This is a genomic window from Aeromonas sp. FDAARGOS 1416, from assembly GCF_019048085.1.
Classification (GTDB): Bacteria; Pseudomonadota; Gammaproteobacteria; order Enterobacterales; family Aeromonadaceae; genus Aeromonas; species Aeromonas veronii.
The window spans coordinates 2,630,662-2,647,788 of sequence record NZ_CP077301.1; the positions used below are offsets into that span (position 1 = coordinate 2,630,662).

The window sequence follows — 17,127 nt, forward strand, 5'->3', positions numbered from 1 at the left end:
CCTCTTGCAGCTTAGCCCAGAAGGGATAGAGCTCACTTTGCAGGGGCGCTTTCATGCCACAACGTCAGCAAATTGGCCGGAATGGCACCATAACGAAGCTGCGGCGTCTGGTGCCAGTCAGCCAGCTTTTGCAGAGCCTTCGCCAGATCCTGTGCAAGCTGGCGGGTCACTCTCACCCCCTCTTCCAGATAGAGGCTCTTGATCTCGAAGATCCCCTGCTGGCGATGGGCCTTGGCATCCATCCTGCCCACCAGCTTGCCACGATGCAGCAGCGGCAACACGAAGTAACCGTACTGACGCTTCGGCGCCGGGGTATAGCACTCGATGCGATAGTCAAAGTTGAACAGTTCACTGGCCCGTTTGCGATCCCACACCAGCGGGTCAAACGGCGACAAGGCGGTGGTATGGGTTGCCTTGAGGGTGCCCGCCTGTGCCCTTGCCAGCTCATCGGCCAGCGAGGCGTGCACAAAAGCGCCGTGCTGCCACCCCTCCACTCGTACCGGCAACAGCTCCCCCTCGTCCGCCAGCTGATGGAGCAGGTTATCGTATTTACCGCGCCGCAGCCGGTAGTAGTCCGCCACCCAACCGGTTTTGACCAGCCCCAGCGCCCGGCAGCTGGCGCGCACCATATCCCGCTGCGCCTGCTCGACGCTCGGCAGGTCCCGCTGGTCGCTCCACTCAGGGATGACCCGCTCGGCCAGGTCATAGACTCGCTGAAAGTTGCGCCGCTCCCGCACCATCAGCTGACCTGTGGTAAAGAGCACTTCCAGATGACGTTTCTCCGGCTTCCAGTCCCACCAGCCGTTTCCCTTGCCGGTTGTGCGTTCAAAGTCGGCCGCCCGCACCGGGCCATGTTGACGAATGCGCTCGATCAGCTGACCGATCTCCTGCTGATGGGTGGCAAGCCAGTTGGCCGAAAACTTCCAGCCCATGGCGGCAGGGTCGAGCATCCGGTGGCGCAGCAATCGGTAATCCTCGCGGGGCACAAAGCAGGCCTCGTGGGCCCAATATTCGAAGATCTCGCCGTCGGCCAGCAACTGCTCCAGCCAACGCGGTTCGTACTGGCCAAGGCGGCTAAAGAGCACCAGATAGGGGCTGCGCGCCACCACCGAGATGGTATCGATCTGCAGCAGCGCCATACGGCGAATGGTGGCCAGCAGATCAGCCGGGGTCGCCTTGCAGCGACGGGGGGCAAGCAGCCCTTGCGCCGCCAGTTGCAGATGACGGGCATCTTGCAGTGACAAATGGGTAATCGACATCAACAACCGCTCCCTGGTATCTGACCATCGCGCGCCCGGCGGATGGCCAACAAAACCGGGGGAGGCCCCACGCTGGCATGCCTCCCCACCCTTTTTTTGCCTGCGCCGCTATGAGTGAGTCGGGGGCAAGACCAGCTGATTGACCACCAGCATGATCTCTTGGTACGTGGCCTCGACCGTCTCGGGGGTCGGCTCCAGAATAAGGTCATCGGCATAGCCGTTGATGAGGGAGGTGATCTGACGCGCCAGTCGCCGGGCATCGCCCGCCACAAACTCGCCGCTGTCGATCCCCTTTTGCAGGATCTGCTCCAGCACCTCGCGCCACGCCAGAATGATTTTGCGGTAGCTCTCGGCAAACACAGGGTCGCGCAGTGACTCGTTCCAGGCATCCAGATAGATGGCCCAGGAGGCATCCTGACTGGTCGGCAGGTTGTCTCGCACAAAGAGCGGCAACGCTTCGCGGGCTGGCAGCGGCAACAACCACTCCCGCTGTTCGGCGATCTCCTGACTGGTGAAGCGCTCCACGGCGCAGAGGCAGAGCTCCTTCCAATCCTTGAAGTAGTGGTAGACGTGACTGCGCGCCAGACCGGTGCGCTCGGCAATATCACGGGTTGACGATGCCGCCATTCCCTTCTCTCGAAACAGGGCCAGTACGGCCTCGATGATCATCTCTTTGCGCTGTTCTGCTGATGGGCGTGCCATCTGACCTCCTGCGATATCAATCGATCTGCTTGACTTTGAGCAGTCGCTCAAACAAACTTTGAGCACTCGCTCAAACTTAGCGTTTCCGACATCTTAGGAGATAACCCATGACAACACCAACCACTTCGGCAGCCAGTTGCGACGAGCAGGCCACGCCGTTGCCACACTCGGCCGGTCGTTCGCTGGGGGCGATTGCGCGGGCCAATCCCCTCAAGCTGGCGGGCACCTTCTCGCTGGTGGCCCTCGAAAACATCCTGCTGGTGGTCTATCCCCTGTTCGCCGGCTTTGCCATCGACGCCATCGTCAAGGGCCAGTGGCTGCAGGCCTCGAGCTACGCCCTCATCGTACTGCTGTTCTGGCTCATCGGCGCCCTGCGCCGGGCAGTCGATACCCGCACCTTTACCCATATCTATGCGGCACTGGCGGTGCCGGTGATCCTGACCCAGCGCCAGCAGCAGGAGGGGCAATCCACCATAGTGGCGCGGGTTACCCTGGCGCGGGAATTTGTCGACTTCTTCGAGAAACATATCCCGATCCTGGCCACCAGCCTCATCTCCATCGTCGGGGCGGCCGTGATGCTGATGGTGATCGAGTTCTGGGTCGGCATCGCCTGTATGGGGGTATTGCTGCTGTTCGGCCTGCTGCTGCCCGGCTTTTCACGCAAAAACCAGCTGCTGCACGAGCGGCTCAACGATCGGCTGGAACACGAAGTCAAACTGGTCACCCATGCCCAATCAGCCAGCCTCTCCCGCCACTACCGCGCGCTGGCCTGGCTGCGCATCAGGATTTCGGATCGGGAGGCACTCGCTTTTCTGGCGGTCGGCATCAGCGCCTCCCTGCTGTTCCTGCTCGCCATCCCCATGCTGATGGCCCAGCCCCAGGTCTCGGCAGGCCATGTCTATGCTGTGATGACCTACCTCTGGAACTTTGTCACCAGCCTGGATGAGGGGCCCGGTCTTGCCGATCAGCTGGCCCGGCTGCGAGATATCGGTCGCCGGGTCAACACCGCCCAACCCGATGAACTGATTTGATATTTTGTATCTGTAACCGGAGTAGAAGATGAATCCGACCACCCTTTGCCAACGAGCGTTGACCATGTGCATCAGCTGTTTCTTCCTCGCCGCCTGCGGCCCCAAGATGAGCGACTTTGAGCCCAACACCAGCTACTGGTTCAAGGAGAAACCGGCAGAGGAGAGCGCCCCGCTGGCACAAGACATGAAGGTGGATATCGCCATCATAGGCGGCGGCTACAGCGGACTCTCCAGCGCCTGGCATCTGGCCAAGGCCAACCCGTCGCTCAAGATCGCCATCTTCGAGGCCAAACAGGTGGGCAGCGGTGCCTCGGGCCGCAACGGCGGCATGGTGTTGCCGGGCTCCGAGGTGATGGACCTCTACGCAGAGGGGGAAGCGAGCAAACGTCACTACGATCTCACCGTCGCCAGCATGCGCAAGCTGCAGGCGCTGGTGGCCTCAACCGGCGTCGAGGCCGACCTCAAGCTCGATGGCTATGTGGAGGCGATCCTCGATGAGGAGGATATCGCCGAGTACCGCGACTATGTGAAAACCGCCAATCGCCTCGGCATCCCGCTCCAGTACTGGAACGCCGATACCACCGAAGAGAAACTGGGCACCGACCGCTATGTGGGGGCGGTCTACGACCCCAATGGCGGTCAGGTACACGCCATGAAACTGGTCAATGCCCTGCGCAAGGCGGTGGAGCAGTCGGGCGTCACCATCTACGAGCAGAGCCCGGTAGTGGAGATCAAGGAGGGCAAGCAGATCGAGCTCAATGTAGCCGACAAGTACAAGGTGACCGCCGACAGCATAGTGCTGGCGACCAACGGCTACACCTCCAAGCTTGGCTACTTCAGCGGCCGGGTCTTTCCGGTGCACGCCCAGAGCGCCGTCACCGAGCCGCTCACCAAAAAGCAGCTGGCCGCCATCCAGTGGCAGAGTCGGGTGCCCTACTACGACACCCGCAACATCCTGTTCCATCTGGTGTTGACCCCGGATAACCGCATCGTCATCGGTGGTGGCAATGCCGAGTACGTCTTCAACGACGGCCTCAACTACAAAGGCGATCTTAACCGGGTCAGCGAGATGATGATGACCGAGCTGGTGACCCTCTATCCGGCCCTCAAGGGGATCAAATTTGAGCAGGTGTGGGACGGGGTTCTCGGCATGACCGGCGACAGCACTGAAGCGGTGGGGGTAATGGGGGAGCACAAGAACATCTACTACGCCCTCGGCTACAACGGCCACGGCATCAATCTCTCCTTCCTGTTTGGCGACATCGTGGCCAGCCTCTATCAAGGCAAGGAGCACCCCTGGTTCAACCAGGCGGAGCAGAGTCTGCCGATGTGGCTGCCGCCAGAGCCGTTCAAGTCAATCGGCGTCAAATCTGCCCTGATGTACTACCAGTGGCAGGACAAGGGCTACAAGGAGTAGCGCTGGGCGAACCCGACGAGTAACAGACGAAGGCACGCCTCAGGGCGTGCCTTTCTGCAATACCGCCACATCGGCGTGGGGGAAGCTGAGTTCGGCCTGCCAGCTGGCGGCCAACACCCGAAACGATGCCTCGGCAAAGAAGACGATATGGGTCGGGTCGTGGCGATAGCGCCAGTTTTTAAACCGCTCGTCACTGAGCACCCGCTGGGTCTGCAGCACCAGCAGGCCACCGGGCTTGAGGCAATCCCACAACTGCGCCAGCACCGTGCGCGGCTCGGCGATATGCTCGATCACCTCGGTACTGGTAATGAAGTCATACTGACGCGTCAGCAACTCGGGAAAATCGGCGTAGAACTTGTCATACCCCGCCATCTGGTAACCCGCCTCACGCCCCATCGCCACCAGCGCTGGGCCAGGACCGCAGCCAAAATCGAGGCCACTGGCTGGGGTTGGCACCCGGCTCAATACCTCGCCAAATGCCCGCATCAGAAAGGTGCGATAACGGGGATCATCCACCCGGTTGTCATGACCGTCATAGACCGCCTTCTCCGCCGCCTCATCCAGATGATCCGCCTGATCCAGCCAGACCAGCTCGCACGCGAGGCAGCGATGATAGCGCTTGCCCGCCACCGGCAGGGGATAACTGCGATGGCTGGCACACAGGGGGCAGCTGACGGTGGATGACATGGCGGTTCCTCTTGGGGGCTTCCTGTTGGATAACAGCGGCGCAGATTGCCTGCCCGTCGCGTCGCTGACAACTTTTTTTGCTCCTTAAGGGTTTCTTAAGTTTGCCCTTTTACTCTCAAACCATCGCAAGAGAAGGAGTCACCCATGACCATCGAGATCCAGGCCCCCTACCGATTGCTGCTAGCCAAGTCCCCGCAGCAGGTCATGGCGCTGCAAACCTATATCCAGGCCGCCTACACCCTCGAATTCAACGCCCGCATCCCCCATTTCCTCCCCTGTCTACTGGGGCTCTATCGGGCGGACGGGACGCTGGTCGGCGCCTGTGGTCTCAATCATGCCAGTGAGGGGCCTCTCTATCTGGAACAGTATCTGGAGCAACCCATCGAGGCCGCCATCAATACCCGCCTCGGGGTCTATCCGGCACGCAACCGCATTATCGAAGTGGGCAATCTGGCCTGCAGCGAACCGGGCAATGCCCGCCTGATGTTCGCGGCCCTGTGTCATCTGCTGTGTGAAAACGCCCTCGACTACGTGGTCTTTACCGGCACGGCCAAGCTGCGCAACAGCTTTGCCCGCCTGCAACTCAATCCGGTGGAGCTGGCCCCCGCCCAGGCCCATCAGGTGGGAGCCGACGCCGACGCCTGGGGTGAGTACTACCGTTGCCAACCCAAGGTGATGGTGGGCGACATCAATCAGGGGCGCGAGGTGCTGGCCCAGAGCAGCCTGCTGCTCAATCTGCTGGCCCCCATGCCGACCCTGTTTGACGATGCCGGCAAGAGCAGTGATAACCAGACCCATCAAAAAAGGTGCGCCCAATGAGCCTGTTCGACGCCATCGCCAAACATGCCCGCGAGAATCCGCAATCCCCAGCGCTGCTGAGCAGCCAGCAGCGGCTCGACTACCACAGCCTCTGGCAACAGATCCAGCGTCTGGCCAGCCAGCTGCAACAGCTCGAGATCAGCCGTCTGGCGCTGCAACTGGACAACGGCCTGCCCTGGGCGCTGCTGGATCTCGCCTGCACCCGCGCCGGTATCGTGGTCATTCCGGTGCCCCACTTCTTCAGTCAGGCCCAGCAGGCCTGGTTGCTGGAGAGCAGCGGCGCCGATGCGCTGGTGGGCCCATATCATCAGGGGTGGCATGCCGCCGAGCCGCTCTCGCTGATCACCGGCGAGCTGCCACTCTGGCGCCACACACCGGCTAATCGACCGACGCTGCTCAAGGGCACCGCCAAGATCACCTACACCTCCGGCACCACGGGCCAGCCCAAGGGCGTCTGCCTGTCACTGACCCAGATGATGGCGGTGAGCCACGCGCTGGCCGAGCGAGTCGCGCCAGCCAAGGTGGAAAAACACCTGACCCTGCTACCGCTGGCCACCCTGCTTGAGAACATCACCGGCCTCTATGTGCCGCTGCTGACCGGCGCCTGCAGCCGCATTCCGTCCCTCGGTGAGCTCGGCTTCACCGGCTCCAGTTCGCTCAATCCAGCCATGCTGGGGGAGGCGCTGCTGCGCTGGTCGACCCACAGTCTAGTGCTGGTGCCCGAACTGCTGCGCCTGCTGCTGGCGCTCTGCACCAGCACACCGACGCTGGCTCAGCAGCTCAAGAGCCTGCGCTTTATTGCCGTCGGTGGTGGCAAGGTGGCCCCCGACCTGCTCAAACACGCCCGTCAGCTCGGCCTGCCGGTGTATGAGGGATATGGCCTCTCGGAGTGTGGCTCCGTGGTGGCGCTCAACAGCCCGGATGCTGACAAGCTCGGCAGCGTCGGCCGCCCCCTGCCCCACTGTCAGGTCACCATCGCCAGCGACGGCGAAATTATGGTGAGCGGCAGTGCCATGCTGGGCTATCTCGGCAGCAACGAACCGACTCCCGAACAGATCGCCACCGGCGAACCTTCTGCCATGCAGATCGCCACAGGCGATCTGGGTCATCTGGATGAAGAAGGCTACCTCCATATCACCGGGCGCAAGAAGAATGTCCAGATCACCGCCTTTGGCCGCAACTTCTCCCCCGAGTGGGTGGAGGCCGAAGCACAGCTCTGCCCCGCCATCGCCCGCATCGTGGTCTTTGGCGATGGTCAGCCCGCCAACGTGGCGCTGATCCAGCCCCTGCCGGGCAAAGAGGCGGATCTGCCACGCCAGATCGCAGGTCTGAACCAGCGGCTACCCGATTATGCCCGGCTGCACCACTGGTTGCCGGTGGCGCTGGATCAACATCCCGGGCTGCTGACCGCCAACGGGCGCCCCCGTCGCAACGAGATTTACCAACACTTTTCCCGGCAAATCAGCCAATGCCTTACAGGAGAATCGTCATGAGCTTCTACCAGACTCTGCAACAAGCCACTGCCAGTGAGCGTGAGCATCTGTTCAACGCCCCCATCATCGAAGCCTGTCGCCGTGGCGATATCAGCCGTGACACCTATCTCGCCTTTCTGGCGCAGGCTTACTACCACGTGCGCCACACAGTTCCACTGCTGATGGCCACCGGCGGCAAGCTGGGTCAGGAGTACGAGTGGGTGCGCGGCGCCATTGCCGAGTACATCGACGAGGAGTATGGCCATCAGGAGTGGATCCTCAACGATATCCGCGCCTGTGGCGGTGATGCCGAGGCGGTGCGCCACGGCCAGCCGGGGCTGCCCATCGAGCTGATGGTCGCCTTCCTCTACGACCAGATCCAGCGCGGCAACCCCATGGGCTTCTTCGGCATGGTGCAGGTACTGGAAGGCACCAGCGTCGCTATCGCCCTCACCGTCGCTGATCAGCTGAAAAAGGGTCTCGGCCTGCCACCCCAGGCGATGAGCTACCTGAGTTCCCACGGCGCCCTGGATCAGGAGCACCTCAAGTTTTTTGAATCCCTGATGGATCGGGTCGAGAGTCCGGCGGATCAGGCCGCCATCATCCACGGGGCCAAGGTGGTCTACCGCCTCTATGGCGAGATGCTCTACAACCTCACCGCCACACCGTAAGTCGGCAGCAGACAGCAAAAAGGGAATCCATACCATGAACCTTGAAGGGAAACTCGTGCTGCTCACCGGCGCCAGCGGTGGCATAGGTGAGGAGCTGGCACAGGAGCTGGCGGCCCAAGGGGCACACCTGCTGCTGCACGGTCGTCGCGGCCCGGCACTGGAGCGGCTGTGCAAGTCACTGCCCCATCCCGAGCGCCATCAGGTGGTGCTCGCCGACCTCGGCTCTGCGCAGGAGCGGGCCAAGCTGTTGCAACACCCGGCACTGGAGGATGGGATCGACATCCTGATCAACAACGCTGGCTGCAACCAGTTTGCCTGGCTGGAAGATCAGAGCTTCGAGCAGGTGGAGCGCCAGCTGCTGCTCAATATCGAGGCGCCCATCCAGCTCACCCGTGCCCTGCTGCCAACCATGCGCAAGCCGGGGATCATCATGAACATGGGCTCGAGCCTGGGCAGCATCGGCTACCCCGGTTACAGCGTCTACTGCGCCAGCAAATTTGCCCTGCGCGGCTTTAGCGAAGCGCTGGGACGGGAGCTGGAGGGGAGTGGCATCAAGGTGCTGCATTTTGCCCCCCGCGCCACCCGCACCAAACTCAACTCCGAGGCCGCCTACGAGATGAATGCGGCGCTCGGCACCCAGACCGACAGCCCGCAGGAGGTGGCCGAAGAGGCGGTCATCGCCCTGTGCAACGAAACCCGCCGCAGCTGGCTCGGCTGGCCGGAAAAACTGTTCGTGCGGCTCAATGCCCTGCTGCCCGGCATCGTCGACAAGGCGCTGGCCAGACAGCTGCCGATCATCAAACGTTATGCCCGTCATCTTCAGCCAGGGACGGCTGATGCCGGCGCAAACAGTGCGCCACAACCAGACTTGTCCCGCCCGATCCCGACCAAGAAGGAGCATTAATATGAACTTTTTCCGTCAATCAGTGACCTCTTGTGCCATCGCCATCCTGCTGGGGTCCTCCTCGGTCATGGCCGCGGATGATGCCCTCGTCCCCATCCAGCAACAGTGGGCCGTCTGCCAGTATCAACAGACCGGCAAGGCGAAAGAGAGCTGCCTCGAAACCCTGAGCACCCAGGCCGAAGCGGCCAGCGCCAAGGAGCCTTTTCGCGCCGATCTGCTAATCTGGTCGGCCATCGTCAAGAGCACCTGGGCGGGGGCCAAGGGCGGGCTGGGAGCGCTGGGGCTGGTGAAAGAGGCCAAAGCCAAGCTGGAGCTTGCGCTCAAGCAGGATCCCAAGGCGCTGGACGGCTCTGCCTACACCAGTCTGGGCTCCCTCTACTATCAGGTGCCCGGCTGGCCGGTCGGTTTTGGCGATGACGAAAAGGCAGAGCAGCTGCTCAAGCAGGCGCTGGCCATCAATCCCGATGGCATCGACCCCAACTTCTTCTATGGCGACTTCCTGCTGGATCAGGGTCGCAAGGCCGAGGCCAAAACCTACCTCGACAAGGCGCTGGCCGCCCCGGCCCGCCCAGGTCGCGAAGTGGCCGACGAAGGGCGCAGAATGGAGATCCGCGATCGGCTGGCCAAGCTATAAAACCCTGATGGATCAAAGAACTATTTAAACCCTGCCCACCAGCTTGCATACTGGTGGGCAGGGTTGTTTATGCCACGGCACGCCCTGGCGCTGAGCCAGATCGCCACACCCAACAAATAGGGAGAAAAGAATGCGGATCCTGCTGGTAGAAGATGATGTGATGCTGGGGGATGGTATGCAGGATGCACTGCGCCATAGCGGCTACACGGTGGACTGGCTGCAACAGGGGTTGCCCGCTCTGGCAGCCCTCAAGAGCGACGAGTTCGCCGCCCTGATCCTCGATCTCAATCTGCCCGACATCGATGGCCTCAGCCTGCTGCGCAAGTTGCGACGGGAGGGCCACCAGCTGCCGGTGCTGATCCTCACCGCCCGCGATGCGCTGGACGATCGGGTGGTCGGCCTTGATGCCGGCTCCGACGACTACATGGTCAAGCCCTTCGCCCTGCAGGAGCTCAACGCCCGCCTGCGCGCCCTGGTTCGCCGCAGTAAGGGGCAGGCTCAGGCGGTACTGGAGTATGGCGATATCCTTATCTATCCCGAATCCCAGCAGGTCACCTATCAGGGGGAGGCGGTCAAACTCACCCCCCACGAATACAAGTTGCTGCAGGAGCTGATCAGCCAGAGCGGCCGGGTACTGAGCAAGGATCAGCTGCAACAGAGCCTCTACGGCTGGGATGAAGGCGCCGAGAGCAACGCGGTAGAGGTGCATATCCACCATCTGCGCAAGAAGTTCTACAGCGACCTCATCCGCAATATTCGCGGGGTCGGCTACATCATTCCCCAGCTCGAACAGCCAAGCCGGACACCCGCACGATGAAACGTCCGCGCTCCATTCGCCGCTTTCTGCTCACCGGTATCCTGACGCTGGTGAGCCTGAGTCTCACCATCAGCGCCTTTATCGGCTACATGGAGGCGAGCCACGAAATGGAGGAGCTGTTTGATGCCCGCCTCGCCCAGTCGGCCCGCATCACCAATCAGCTGCTGGCTCGCTACATGGCCCAGCAGGGGCAACTGCCCGCCAACGGCACCGTCTATCAGGAGTGGGAGGCGCAAAATCCCGATGAGTGGCAAAAAGACCCCAGCCTCAACCTGACCGGTGAAGATCGGGAGATCACACCCTACGGCCACGAGTTCGAACGCAATCTCTACTTCCAGCTGCTCGATGAAAAAGGCGGCCTGCTGCTGCGTGCCCCCAGTGCCCCGGAGCAGCCGCTGGTCACCCTGGCCATCGGCTTTGACACGGTCGAAAAAGATAATCACCAGTGGCGCACCTTCACTCTCTACAACCAGCAGGAGCAGACCTGGCTGGTGGTGGCCGAGCGGGACGACGAGCGCAGCGAACTGGCCAGCAAGATGGCCACCCTCACCATGCTGCCGCTGCTGATCACCCTGCCGTTCCTGCTGGCCCTGCTCTGGTGGCTCATCACCCGCGGGCTGGCACCCCTGCGCCAGCTGGCCCAGGCCATCAGCGAACGTCACCCCGCCAACCTGAGCCCCCTCAGCCTCAAGATAAGCGCTCAGGAACTGACCCCCCTCACCAACGAGATCAACCGGCTAATGCAGGCGCTGGCGGAGACCATAGAGCGGGAGAAACAGTTCACCAACGAGGCGGCCCACGAGCTTCGCACCCCGCTGGCAGTGCTGCGGATCCACAGTGAAAATGCCTTGGCTGCCGATGATGACACCAGCCGCCAGCACTCCCTGCACAAGATGCTGCAGGCCCTCGACCGCAGCGATCGGCTGATCCGCCAACTGCTGACCCAGGCCCGTATCGACAACCAACAGGGGCTGGTATTGACCGAGCTGGAGGTGGGCCACCTGCTGCAAGGCCCCCTGGCAACGCTGGCTCCCATCGCGCTCAAAAAGGATCAGCAGCTGTCGCTGGAGTGTGAATTGCCGCAGCTGGTGATGGGGCAGGCCACCCTGCTCGAGCTGCTGTTCAGTAATCTCATCGACAATGCGCTGCGCTACACCCAGCCGGAGGGCGAGATCAGGGTGCGGGTTCAGCGAGAGGGCAACCGGGTGAGGGTGGATGTGAGCGACAACGGCCCCGGCATTCCCGCCAGCGCCTTGCCCCGGCTGTATGAACGCTTCTTTCGGGTCAATCCCCAGCAGGGGGATGGCGTGGGGCTCGGCATGGCCATCGTCTCGCGCATCGCCCAGCTGCACGGCGCCGATCTCGATGTCCACAACCGGCCGGAAGGGGGGCTGGAGGTGAGCGTCTGGCTACCGACCCACACCCACTCCCTGCCCTGATCCGAAAATGACAACGCCTCCCGAGGGAGGCGTTGTTTATAGATAATTAGCACGCTGATGCTACGCGACTTGTCGCCGCGCCATCACCGGCAGATCAGGCAAGCAGCGCATCCAGACCTGCCGTCACCGCCTCCATGCGATGCCCGCCAGAGTGTTCAATCACATAACGCTTGCCCACTTGGGAAGAGGCATCCAGCCCGAACACACCGTGTTCCACCTTCTGACTCAGCGGATCCCCGCTGGTGTTGACGTGGGTGACATTGGCATCGTCCAGCTTGTGAGCGAGGCGATCCCGCAATCCGACATGCAGCCCCATGCTGTTGAACGCCGTGACCTTGAGCCCGTGCTTGATGCCGGCATATTGCGCCAGACCGCCCCCCAATGAGTGGCCTAGCACCTCGACCTTGCCGCCATACTGCTGGGCAAAGGCCTTCACCAGCCGGTCGGCATCTTGAAACGCGCTGTCCTTGATGCCAAGGGCCGCGCCAGCATCGCTCTTCAGGGTGCCGGGGCGCTTGGCAGGCTGAGTGCCCACAAACGAGAGCACCATGGTATCGCCACGCTTGTAAACGGCGACCTTGAGCGCAGACCAGGCATCACCTGTCAGGATAAAGGGGTCATTCTCGTTCTTGCCCGGGGTGACATGAAGTGTCAGGGCACTCCCGGTGCCACCAGAACCATCTTCACGGCGGGCCAATATCGAAGGGGGAATATCTGCCAGCGTGGCGTGACTGTAGCCTGCCGGCATCTCCCGATAACTGCTGGAGCAGCTGACCCGCGCCAGCTGGGCCGCATCCATCACCGCTCTCGCCCCCTCGGCAGTCAGCGGTTCCTGCTGCGCCTTCGCCACGAAGGCCGGTTTGATGATCCCCTTGGCGGCACTCAAGGCCTGCTGTGAGCCCTGTTGCAACCGCTCTGACATACCGAGCGGCAGATGGGAGGCCCCCTTCATCACGCTCCCCGCCAACCCCAGAGAGGAGGAGGCCACCAGACGCGCCGCTGACTCGCCAAGGTTTTTCATCCCGGCCACTCCTGCCGTCACCGCACCGCTGGCCACGCTGCTGACACCACCGGTGATATTGGCCAGCCCTTTGATGATGGCGCCCGTCCAGTAACGGGCTTTGCCCTTGGCGCTCTGGGCATGGGAGTCATGGCCGCCCTGGATGGCGATGCCAATCTTGCGAGCCGGGGCACTGAGGGTCAACCACTTGAGCGAGGTGTTCAAGACCTTGCTCGGCTGAACCCGGGAGCCGAAGCCGAGGCTGGTATAGTGAGAGGCCAGATTATGATGAACCGAGTGCTGGCGAGATGAGGATTGCACCTCCCCATGCTCATGAGAGGCCACAGCGGTAGCGCGCTGGGGTTGTCCAATGCTTTGAATAGACATCTTCTACTCCTGATTAATACCAATGACGATCCATCAACACGGGATCATGACGCCAGATAACGGGGAGGGAATGGCAGCTGTCTCCTGCCGGGCGCTCAACGCCTGCAACTGCGTCTGCAAGGTGACGCCGAGATCAAGAAATTCACCCAAGGTTTGCATGAACAGGGTTTTATCGAGCATCTCGATGAGAGAGGAAAAGGTCAGCACCAGATGATTGCTGCGACTGTCCAGACTGATCTGACTTCCCCCCGTGGCCAAACCAAACATGTTCAGCTCAAGGGCCGAGCGGGTCAGCTGCAACTGACTGGCCGCATCGTCAGGCAGACGTAGCAAGGGGGTATAGAGGTAGCATGCCTGCAGCTCATCGTTATCGGGCACTTCGACCAGGCACTCGCCATCCAGACCGAATGGCACACGGCAGTGGCCATCGCTGCCCAGACTCAAGGCGACGCCCTGCTGTTCGCCCGCGAGCAATAGCCATTCAGATACGATTTGTTGATAGGGTTTCACTATGATGCACTCCACGCTCAAGCCCTTGCTGGCGAACGAGCTCGCACGCTTCAGGGTATGGTGAAGATGCTACCTCTGGTAGAGGGGCGGGGATTTAGCTGTGAAACGGCGTTTTTTAGATTCACGCCGAAATTGCCCCTAACGGCAGGCGGGCTGTACGGTAAAGGTTCGACTGGAGTCCACCGGGCCCAGCTCCGCCAGCAGACGGCGGCCCAGCAGTACCGGATAGATCATCTTGCTGCGATCTCGCAGGGTGAACCACTCCTCATACACCTTGTCCCCCAGACAGATGGACATGGTCACCGTTGGCCGCTGCTCCATTCCGCCCGCCCCGCGCACCGTCACGCTGCGCTCGACCTTCCGTTCGAACTGTTGTTTGACCAGCTTGCCGCTGTCGGCATCGGTCACCACCAGCATGAAGCGCACCCAGGGCTTGCCATCCCGTTTGAATCTGGTGATGGAGCGTGCATCGAGGGAAGAGGTGAGCGCCCCGGTGTCGAGTTTCATCTTCACCGCCACGCCGGTGGGCAAAATAAGTCCCTTCTCGATCCAGCCATAGCTGGTCGGGGTCTCTGCCAGCGCACTGCCACACAGTGCCAGCATCAGGGTGATCCCCACCATCATCTTGCCCATTTTACGACCCTGCCTTGTCAATCCTGCGCCCAGATCTACCACAGTCCCATTGTGGGTCAATCCGATTTATTTCAGCTACTTGGATAATATCTGGCGGGTCAGGAGAGAGACGACAAAGAGTGGCCGAACGGCGGCCCAAGCGGGCGGGAATATCGTAGGAGAGCAAGGCACCGAACGGTGCTGGATGAAACTGGTGGTTAACCTCAGGTTGTGACGCCAAAGGCTACCACAAGGATTTACAAATTATCAGTCTTGTTCTGAAGGGATTTTTGCCTACACTGTTGTAAACCGGAGGGCCTGAAAACCACCGGTTTTTTTGCGCCTGCCGAAAATTTGCCACTGCAAAAGTGACTTTCAACAAGGCTCAATAAGGAATTTGTAATGCGTATCGAAGAAGACTTGAAGCTCGGTTTCAAGGATGTCCTGTTCCGCCCCAAGCGCTCTACTCTCAAGAGCCGTTCCCAAGTAAGCCTGACCCGTCAGTTCACCTTCAAACACACTCAGACCCAATGGCAAGGCGTACCCGTCATCGCCGCCAACATGGATACCGTCGGCAGCTTTGCCATGGCGCGCACGCTGGCCGGTTTCGAGATGATGACCGCGGTACACAAGCACTACAGCCTTGAGCAGTGGCAAGCTTTCGTCAACGAGACCGATCCGGCGCTGCTGGGCCATGTGATGGTCTCCACCGGCACCTCGGCTGAAGATTTCGCCAAGACCCGCCAAATCCTCGCCATGTCCGAAGCGCTGCGCTTCATCTGTGTCGACGTGGCCAACGGCTACTCCGAACACTTCGTTGAGTTCGTACGCAAGATTCGTGAAGCCTGCCCCAACCACGTCATTCTGGCGGGCAACGTGGTGACCGGCGAGATGGTCGAAGAGCTGATCCTCTCCGGCGCCGACATCGTCAAGGTCGGCATCGGCCCGGGCTCGGTCTGCACCACTCGCGTCAAGACCGGTGTCGGCTACCCGCAGCTCTCCGCCATCATCGAGTGTGCCGATGCGGCCCACGGTCTCGGCGGCCAGATCGTCGGTGACGGCGGCTGCACCTGCCCGGGCGACGTCGCCAAAGCCTTCGGCGGCGGTGCCGACTTCGTGATGCTGGGCGGCATGCTGGCAGCCCACGAAGAGTGCGGTGGCGAGATCATCGATGTAGACGGCGAACCCTTCATGAAGTTCTACGGCATGAGCTCCTCCAGCGCCATGGACAAGCACGCCGGTGGCGTCGCCGAATACCGCGCCTCCGAGGGTAAAACCGTGCTGCTGCCCTACCGCGGCCCGGTCGAGAACGCCGTGCGCGACATTCTGGGCGGCGTGCGCTCCACCTGTACCTACGTCGGAGCCAGCCAGCTGAAAGAGCTCACCAAGCGCACCACCTTTATCCGGGTACGCGAGCAAGAGAACAACGTCTACGGCAAGGAGTAACCTGCCGCAGCGACCGTCACACGCTGACGGTTAGAAGCCAGTCAACCGGTGTGCTACCCTGCGCACCGGTTTTTTTGCATTTGGAACCCTGACCCATGACAACTCCCCTGCCCCCGTTTGACTGGGACATCTTCTGCTGCGTCGTCGACAACTTCGGTGACATCGGCGTCACCTGGCGACTCGCCCGCCAGCTAAAACGGGAGGGGAATATTGCGGCACATGGCGATGAGGTTCAGGTGCGGCTCTGGGTGGACGATCTGGCAAGCTTCGCCCGCATCTGCCCCGGGCTCGACCCGGCGCAGGATGGTCAGTGGGTCGATGGCATCTATATCCAGCACTGGCATGAGACCCTGCCGACCGACATGACCCCGGCCAGAGTGGTGATCGAGGCCTTTGCCTGCGAACTGCCCGCCCCCTTCATTGAACGAATGGCCGAACTGATGGCGAGCCAACCCAAGCCCCCCTGCTGGATCAATCTGGAGTACCTCTCGGCGGAGAGCTGGGTCGAGGATTGCCACGGCCTCGCCTCGCCCCAGCGGGTTGGCAATAAAAGCCTCAACAAATACTTCTTCTTCCCGGGCTTTACCGCTAAAACCGGCGGCCTTTTGTGCGAGCACGACCTCCTCACCGAACGGGAGCAGTGGCAGCAAGATGATGCGGGACTGGCAGCCTACTGGGCCAGCCTCGGTTTGCCGCCCAAACAAGAGAACGAGCTGCGGGTCAGCCTCTTTACCTACGAGAGCGATGCGCTGCAAAGCCTGGTCGAGAGCTGGTGCCAGAGCACCACGCCCGTCACCCTGCTGCTGCCGCTGGGGCGTTCTCTCAACGATGTGCTCACCGGCGCCGGTCTGGCAGATGCCATCCCTGCGGCCCAAGCGGGGGATCTGCTCCACTCAGGCAACCTCACCATCAAGCTGCTGCCGATGACCGATCAGGCTGGTTACGATCGATTGCTGTGGAGCTGCGATCTCAATCTGGTGCGCGGGGAGGACTCCTTCGTGCGGGCCCAGTGGGCAGTTCGTCCTTTCCTCTGGCATATCTACCAACAGGAGGAGGAGGCCCATCTGGTCAAGCTGGAGCAGTTCCTCGACCACTATCTTGCTGATCTGCCTGCCGATTGCGCCCAATGGCTGCGCCGCTTCAATCTGGCTCTCAACCGTGGTGAAGATTGCCGCGCACTCTGGGCCCAATGGCCGCAATACAGCGCGATTTGGCAGCAACATGGGCGACTCTGGTCACAGAAGCTGCTCCGGGATGGGGATCTCGTCACGAGGTTGGTGAAATTTCTGGAAAGCCGTATATAATCTGGCAGTTTTTATC

Annotated in this window: 17 protein-coding genes; 11 read left to right on the plus strand and 6 right to left on the minus strand. The window is 61.5% G+C overall.

The window, feature by feature from the left end; genetic code table 11:
- Nucleotides 1-32: 32 nt before the first annotated feature.
- Together I6L46_RS11710 and I6L46_RS11715 are read right to left on the minus strand one after the other, a co-directional pair.
- A complete protein-coding gene (locus I6L46_RS11710; RefSeq protein WP_216975576.1) occupies nucleotides 33-1,259 on the minus strand; it encodes a winged helix-turn-helix domain-containing protein in 1,227 nt (408 codons plus the stop codon).
- Nucleotides 1,260-1,367: 108 nt separating this feature from the next.
- Nucleotides 1,368-1,961: a TetR/AcrR family transcriptional regulator gene (locus I6L46_RS11715; protein ID WP_216975578.1), complete on the minus strand. Its 594-nt coding sequence runs from the start codon at nucleotides 1,959-1,961 to the stop codon at nucleotides 1,368-1,370.
- 107 nt (nucleotides 1,962-2,068) lie between these two features.
- Between I6L46_RS11715 and I6L46_RS11720 the strand changes: the two genes are divergently transcribed.
- Both I6L46_RS11720 and I6L46_RS11725 read left to right on the plus strand, forming a co-directional pair.
- Nucleotides 2,069-2,992 (plus strand): ABC transporter six-transmembrane domain-containing protein, encoded by a 924-nt coding sequence (locus I6L46_RS11720; protein ID WP_216975580.1) that lies wholly within the window; start codon nucleotides 2,069-2,071, stop codon nucleotides 2,990-2,992.
- Between the two features lie 28 nt (nucleotides 2,993-3,020).
- Nucleotides 3,021-4,409 carry an FAD-binding oxidoreductase gene (locus tag I6L46_RS11725; protein WP_216975582.1) on the plus strand — a complete coding sequence of 463 codons (1,389 nt, stop codon included), beginning with the start codon at nucleotides 3,021-3,023 and terminating at the stop codon, nucleotides 4,407-4,409.
- Nucleotides 4,410-4,448: 39 nt separating this feature from the next.
- On the opposite strand, the gene I6L46_RS11730 is transcribed toward I6L46_RS11725, so the two are convergent.
- The gene (locus I6L46_RS11730) at nucleotides 4,449-5,096 is read right to left on the minus strand and encodes a class I SAM-dependent methyltransferase (RefSeq protein ID WP_216975584.1); all 648 of its coding nucleotides are present in this window, start codon (nucleotides 5,094-5,096) and stop codon (nucleotides 4,449-4,451) included.
- Between the two features lie 144 nt (nucleotides 5,097-5,240).
- On the opposite strand from I6L46_RS11730, the gene I6L46_RS11735 reads away from it, so the two are divergent.
- The 7 genes from I6L46_RS11735 (at nucleotide 5,241) to I6L46_RS11765 (ending at nucleotide 11,852) form a co-directional block, all read left to right on the plus strand.
- Nucleotides 5,241-5,915, plus strand: coding sequence for a thermostable hemolysin (locus I6L46_RS11735; RefSeq protein ID WP_204482740.1), 675 nt, complete (start codon nucleotides 5,241-5,243; stop codon nucleotides 5,913-5,915).
- Nucleotides 5,912-7,408: an AMP-dependent synthetase/ligase gene (locus I6L46_RS11740; protein WP_216975586.1), complete on the plus strand. Its 1,497-nt coding sequence runs from the start codon at nucleotides 5,912-5,914 to the stop codon at nucleotides 7,406-7,408. The genes I6L46_RS11735 and I6L46_RS11740 overlap by 4 nt, the downstream gene beginning before the upstream one ends.
- Entirely contained in the window at nucleotides 7,405-8,058 is a 654-nt protein-coding gene (locus tag I6L46_RS11745; protein WP_005362310.1) for a TenA family transcriptional regulator, read from the plus strand. Before I6L46_RS11740 ends, I6L46_RS11745 begins: the two co-directional genes overlap by 4 nt.
- Before the next feature lie 34 nt (nucleotides 8,059-8,092).
- Nucleotides 8,093-8,962, plus strand: a complete 870-nt coding sequence (locus I6L46_RS11750; RefSeq protein WP_042082681.1) for an SDR family oxidoreductase — start codon at nucleotides 8,093-8,095, stop codon at nucleotides 8,960-8,962.
- Nucleotides 8,963-9,029: 67 nt separating this feature from the next.
- Nucleotides 9,030-9,596 carry a tetratricopeptide repeat protein gene (locus tag I6L46_RS11755; RefSeq protein WP_227016181.1) on the plus strand — a complete coding sequence of 189 codons (567 nt, stop codon included), beginning with the start codon at nucleotides 9,030-9,032 and terminating at the stop codon, nucleotides 9,594-9,596.
- A 130-nt stretch (nucleotides 9,597-9,726) separates the two neighbouring features.
- Nucleotides 9,727-10,413 carry a response regulator gene (locus I6L46_RS11760; protein WP_005335091.1) on the plus strand — a complete coding sequence of 229 codons (687 nt, stop codon included), beginning with the start codon at nucleotides 9,727-9,729 and terminating at the stop codon, nucleotides 10,411-10,413.
- Nucleotides 10,410-11,852, plus strand: a complete 1,443-nt coding sequence (locus I6L46_RS11765; RefSeq protein ID WP_216975588.1) for an ATP-binding protein — start codon at nucleotides 10,410-10,412, stop codon at nucleotides 11,850-11,852. The genes I6L46_RS11760 and I6L46_RS11765 overlap by 4 nt, the downstream gene beginning before the upstream one ends.
- A gap of 94 nt (nucleotides 11,853-11,946) precedes the next feature.
- Here I6L46_RS11765 and I6L46_RS11770 read toward each other — a convergent pair whose 3' ends face one another.
- The 3 genes from I6L46_RS11770 to I6L46_RS11780 form a co-directional block, all read right to left on the minus strand.
- Complete coding sequence (locus tag I6L46_RS11770) at nucleotides 11,947-13,239, minus strand: phospholipase (protein ID WP_216975590.1); 1,293 nt, start codon at nucleotides 13,237-13,239, stop codon at nucleotides 11,947-11,949.
- A 33-nt stretch (nucleotides 13,240-13,272) separates the two neighbouring features.
- On the minus strand, nucleotides 13,273-13,749 hold the full coding sequence (locus I6L46_RS11775) for a CesT family type III secretion system chaperone (RefSeq protein ID WP_254203096.1): 477 nt from the start codon (nucleotides 13,747-13,749) through the stop codon (nucleotides 13,273-13,275).
- Nucleotides 13,750-13,887: 138 nt separating this feature from the next.
- Nucleotides 13,888-14,382: a RimK/LysX family protein gene (locus I6L46_RS11780; RefSeq protein ID WP_216975594.1), complete on the minus strand. Its 495-nt coding sequence runs from the start codon at nucleotides 14,380-14,382 to the stop codon at nucleotides 13,888-13,890.
- 381 nt (nucleotides 14,383-14,763) lie between these two features.
- Here I6L46_RS11780 and I6L46_RS11785 point away from each other — a divergent pair, with 381 nt between their 5' ends.
- Both I6L46_RS11785 and earP read left to right on the plus strand, forming a co-directional pair.
- Nucleotides 14,764-15,807, plus strand: coding sequence for a GMP reductase (locus I6L46_RS11785; RefSeq protein ID WP_071913050.1), 1,044 nt, complete (start codon nucleotides 14,764-14,766; stop codon nucleotides 15,805-15,807).
- Between the two features lie 95 nt (nucleotides 15,808-15,902).
- Nucleotides 15,903-17,111, plus strand: a complete 1,209-nt coding sequence (gene earP / locus I6L46_RS11790; protein ID WP_216975596.1) for an elongation factor P maturation arginine rhamnosyltransferase EarP — start codon at nucleotides 15,903-15,905, stop codon at nucleotides 17,109-17,111.
- Nucleotides 17,112-17,127: the final 16 nt, after the last annotated feature.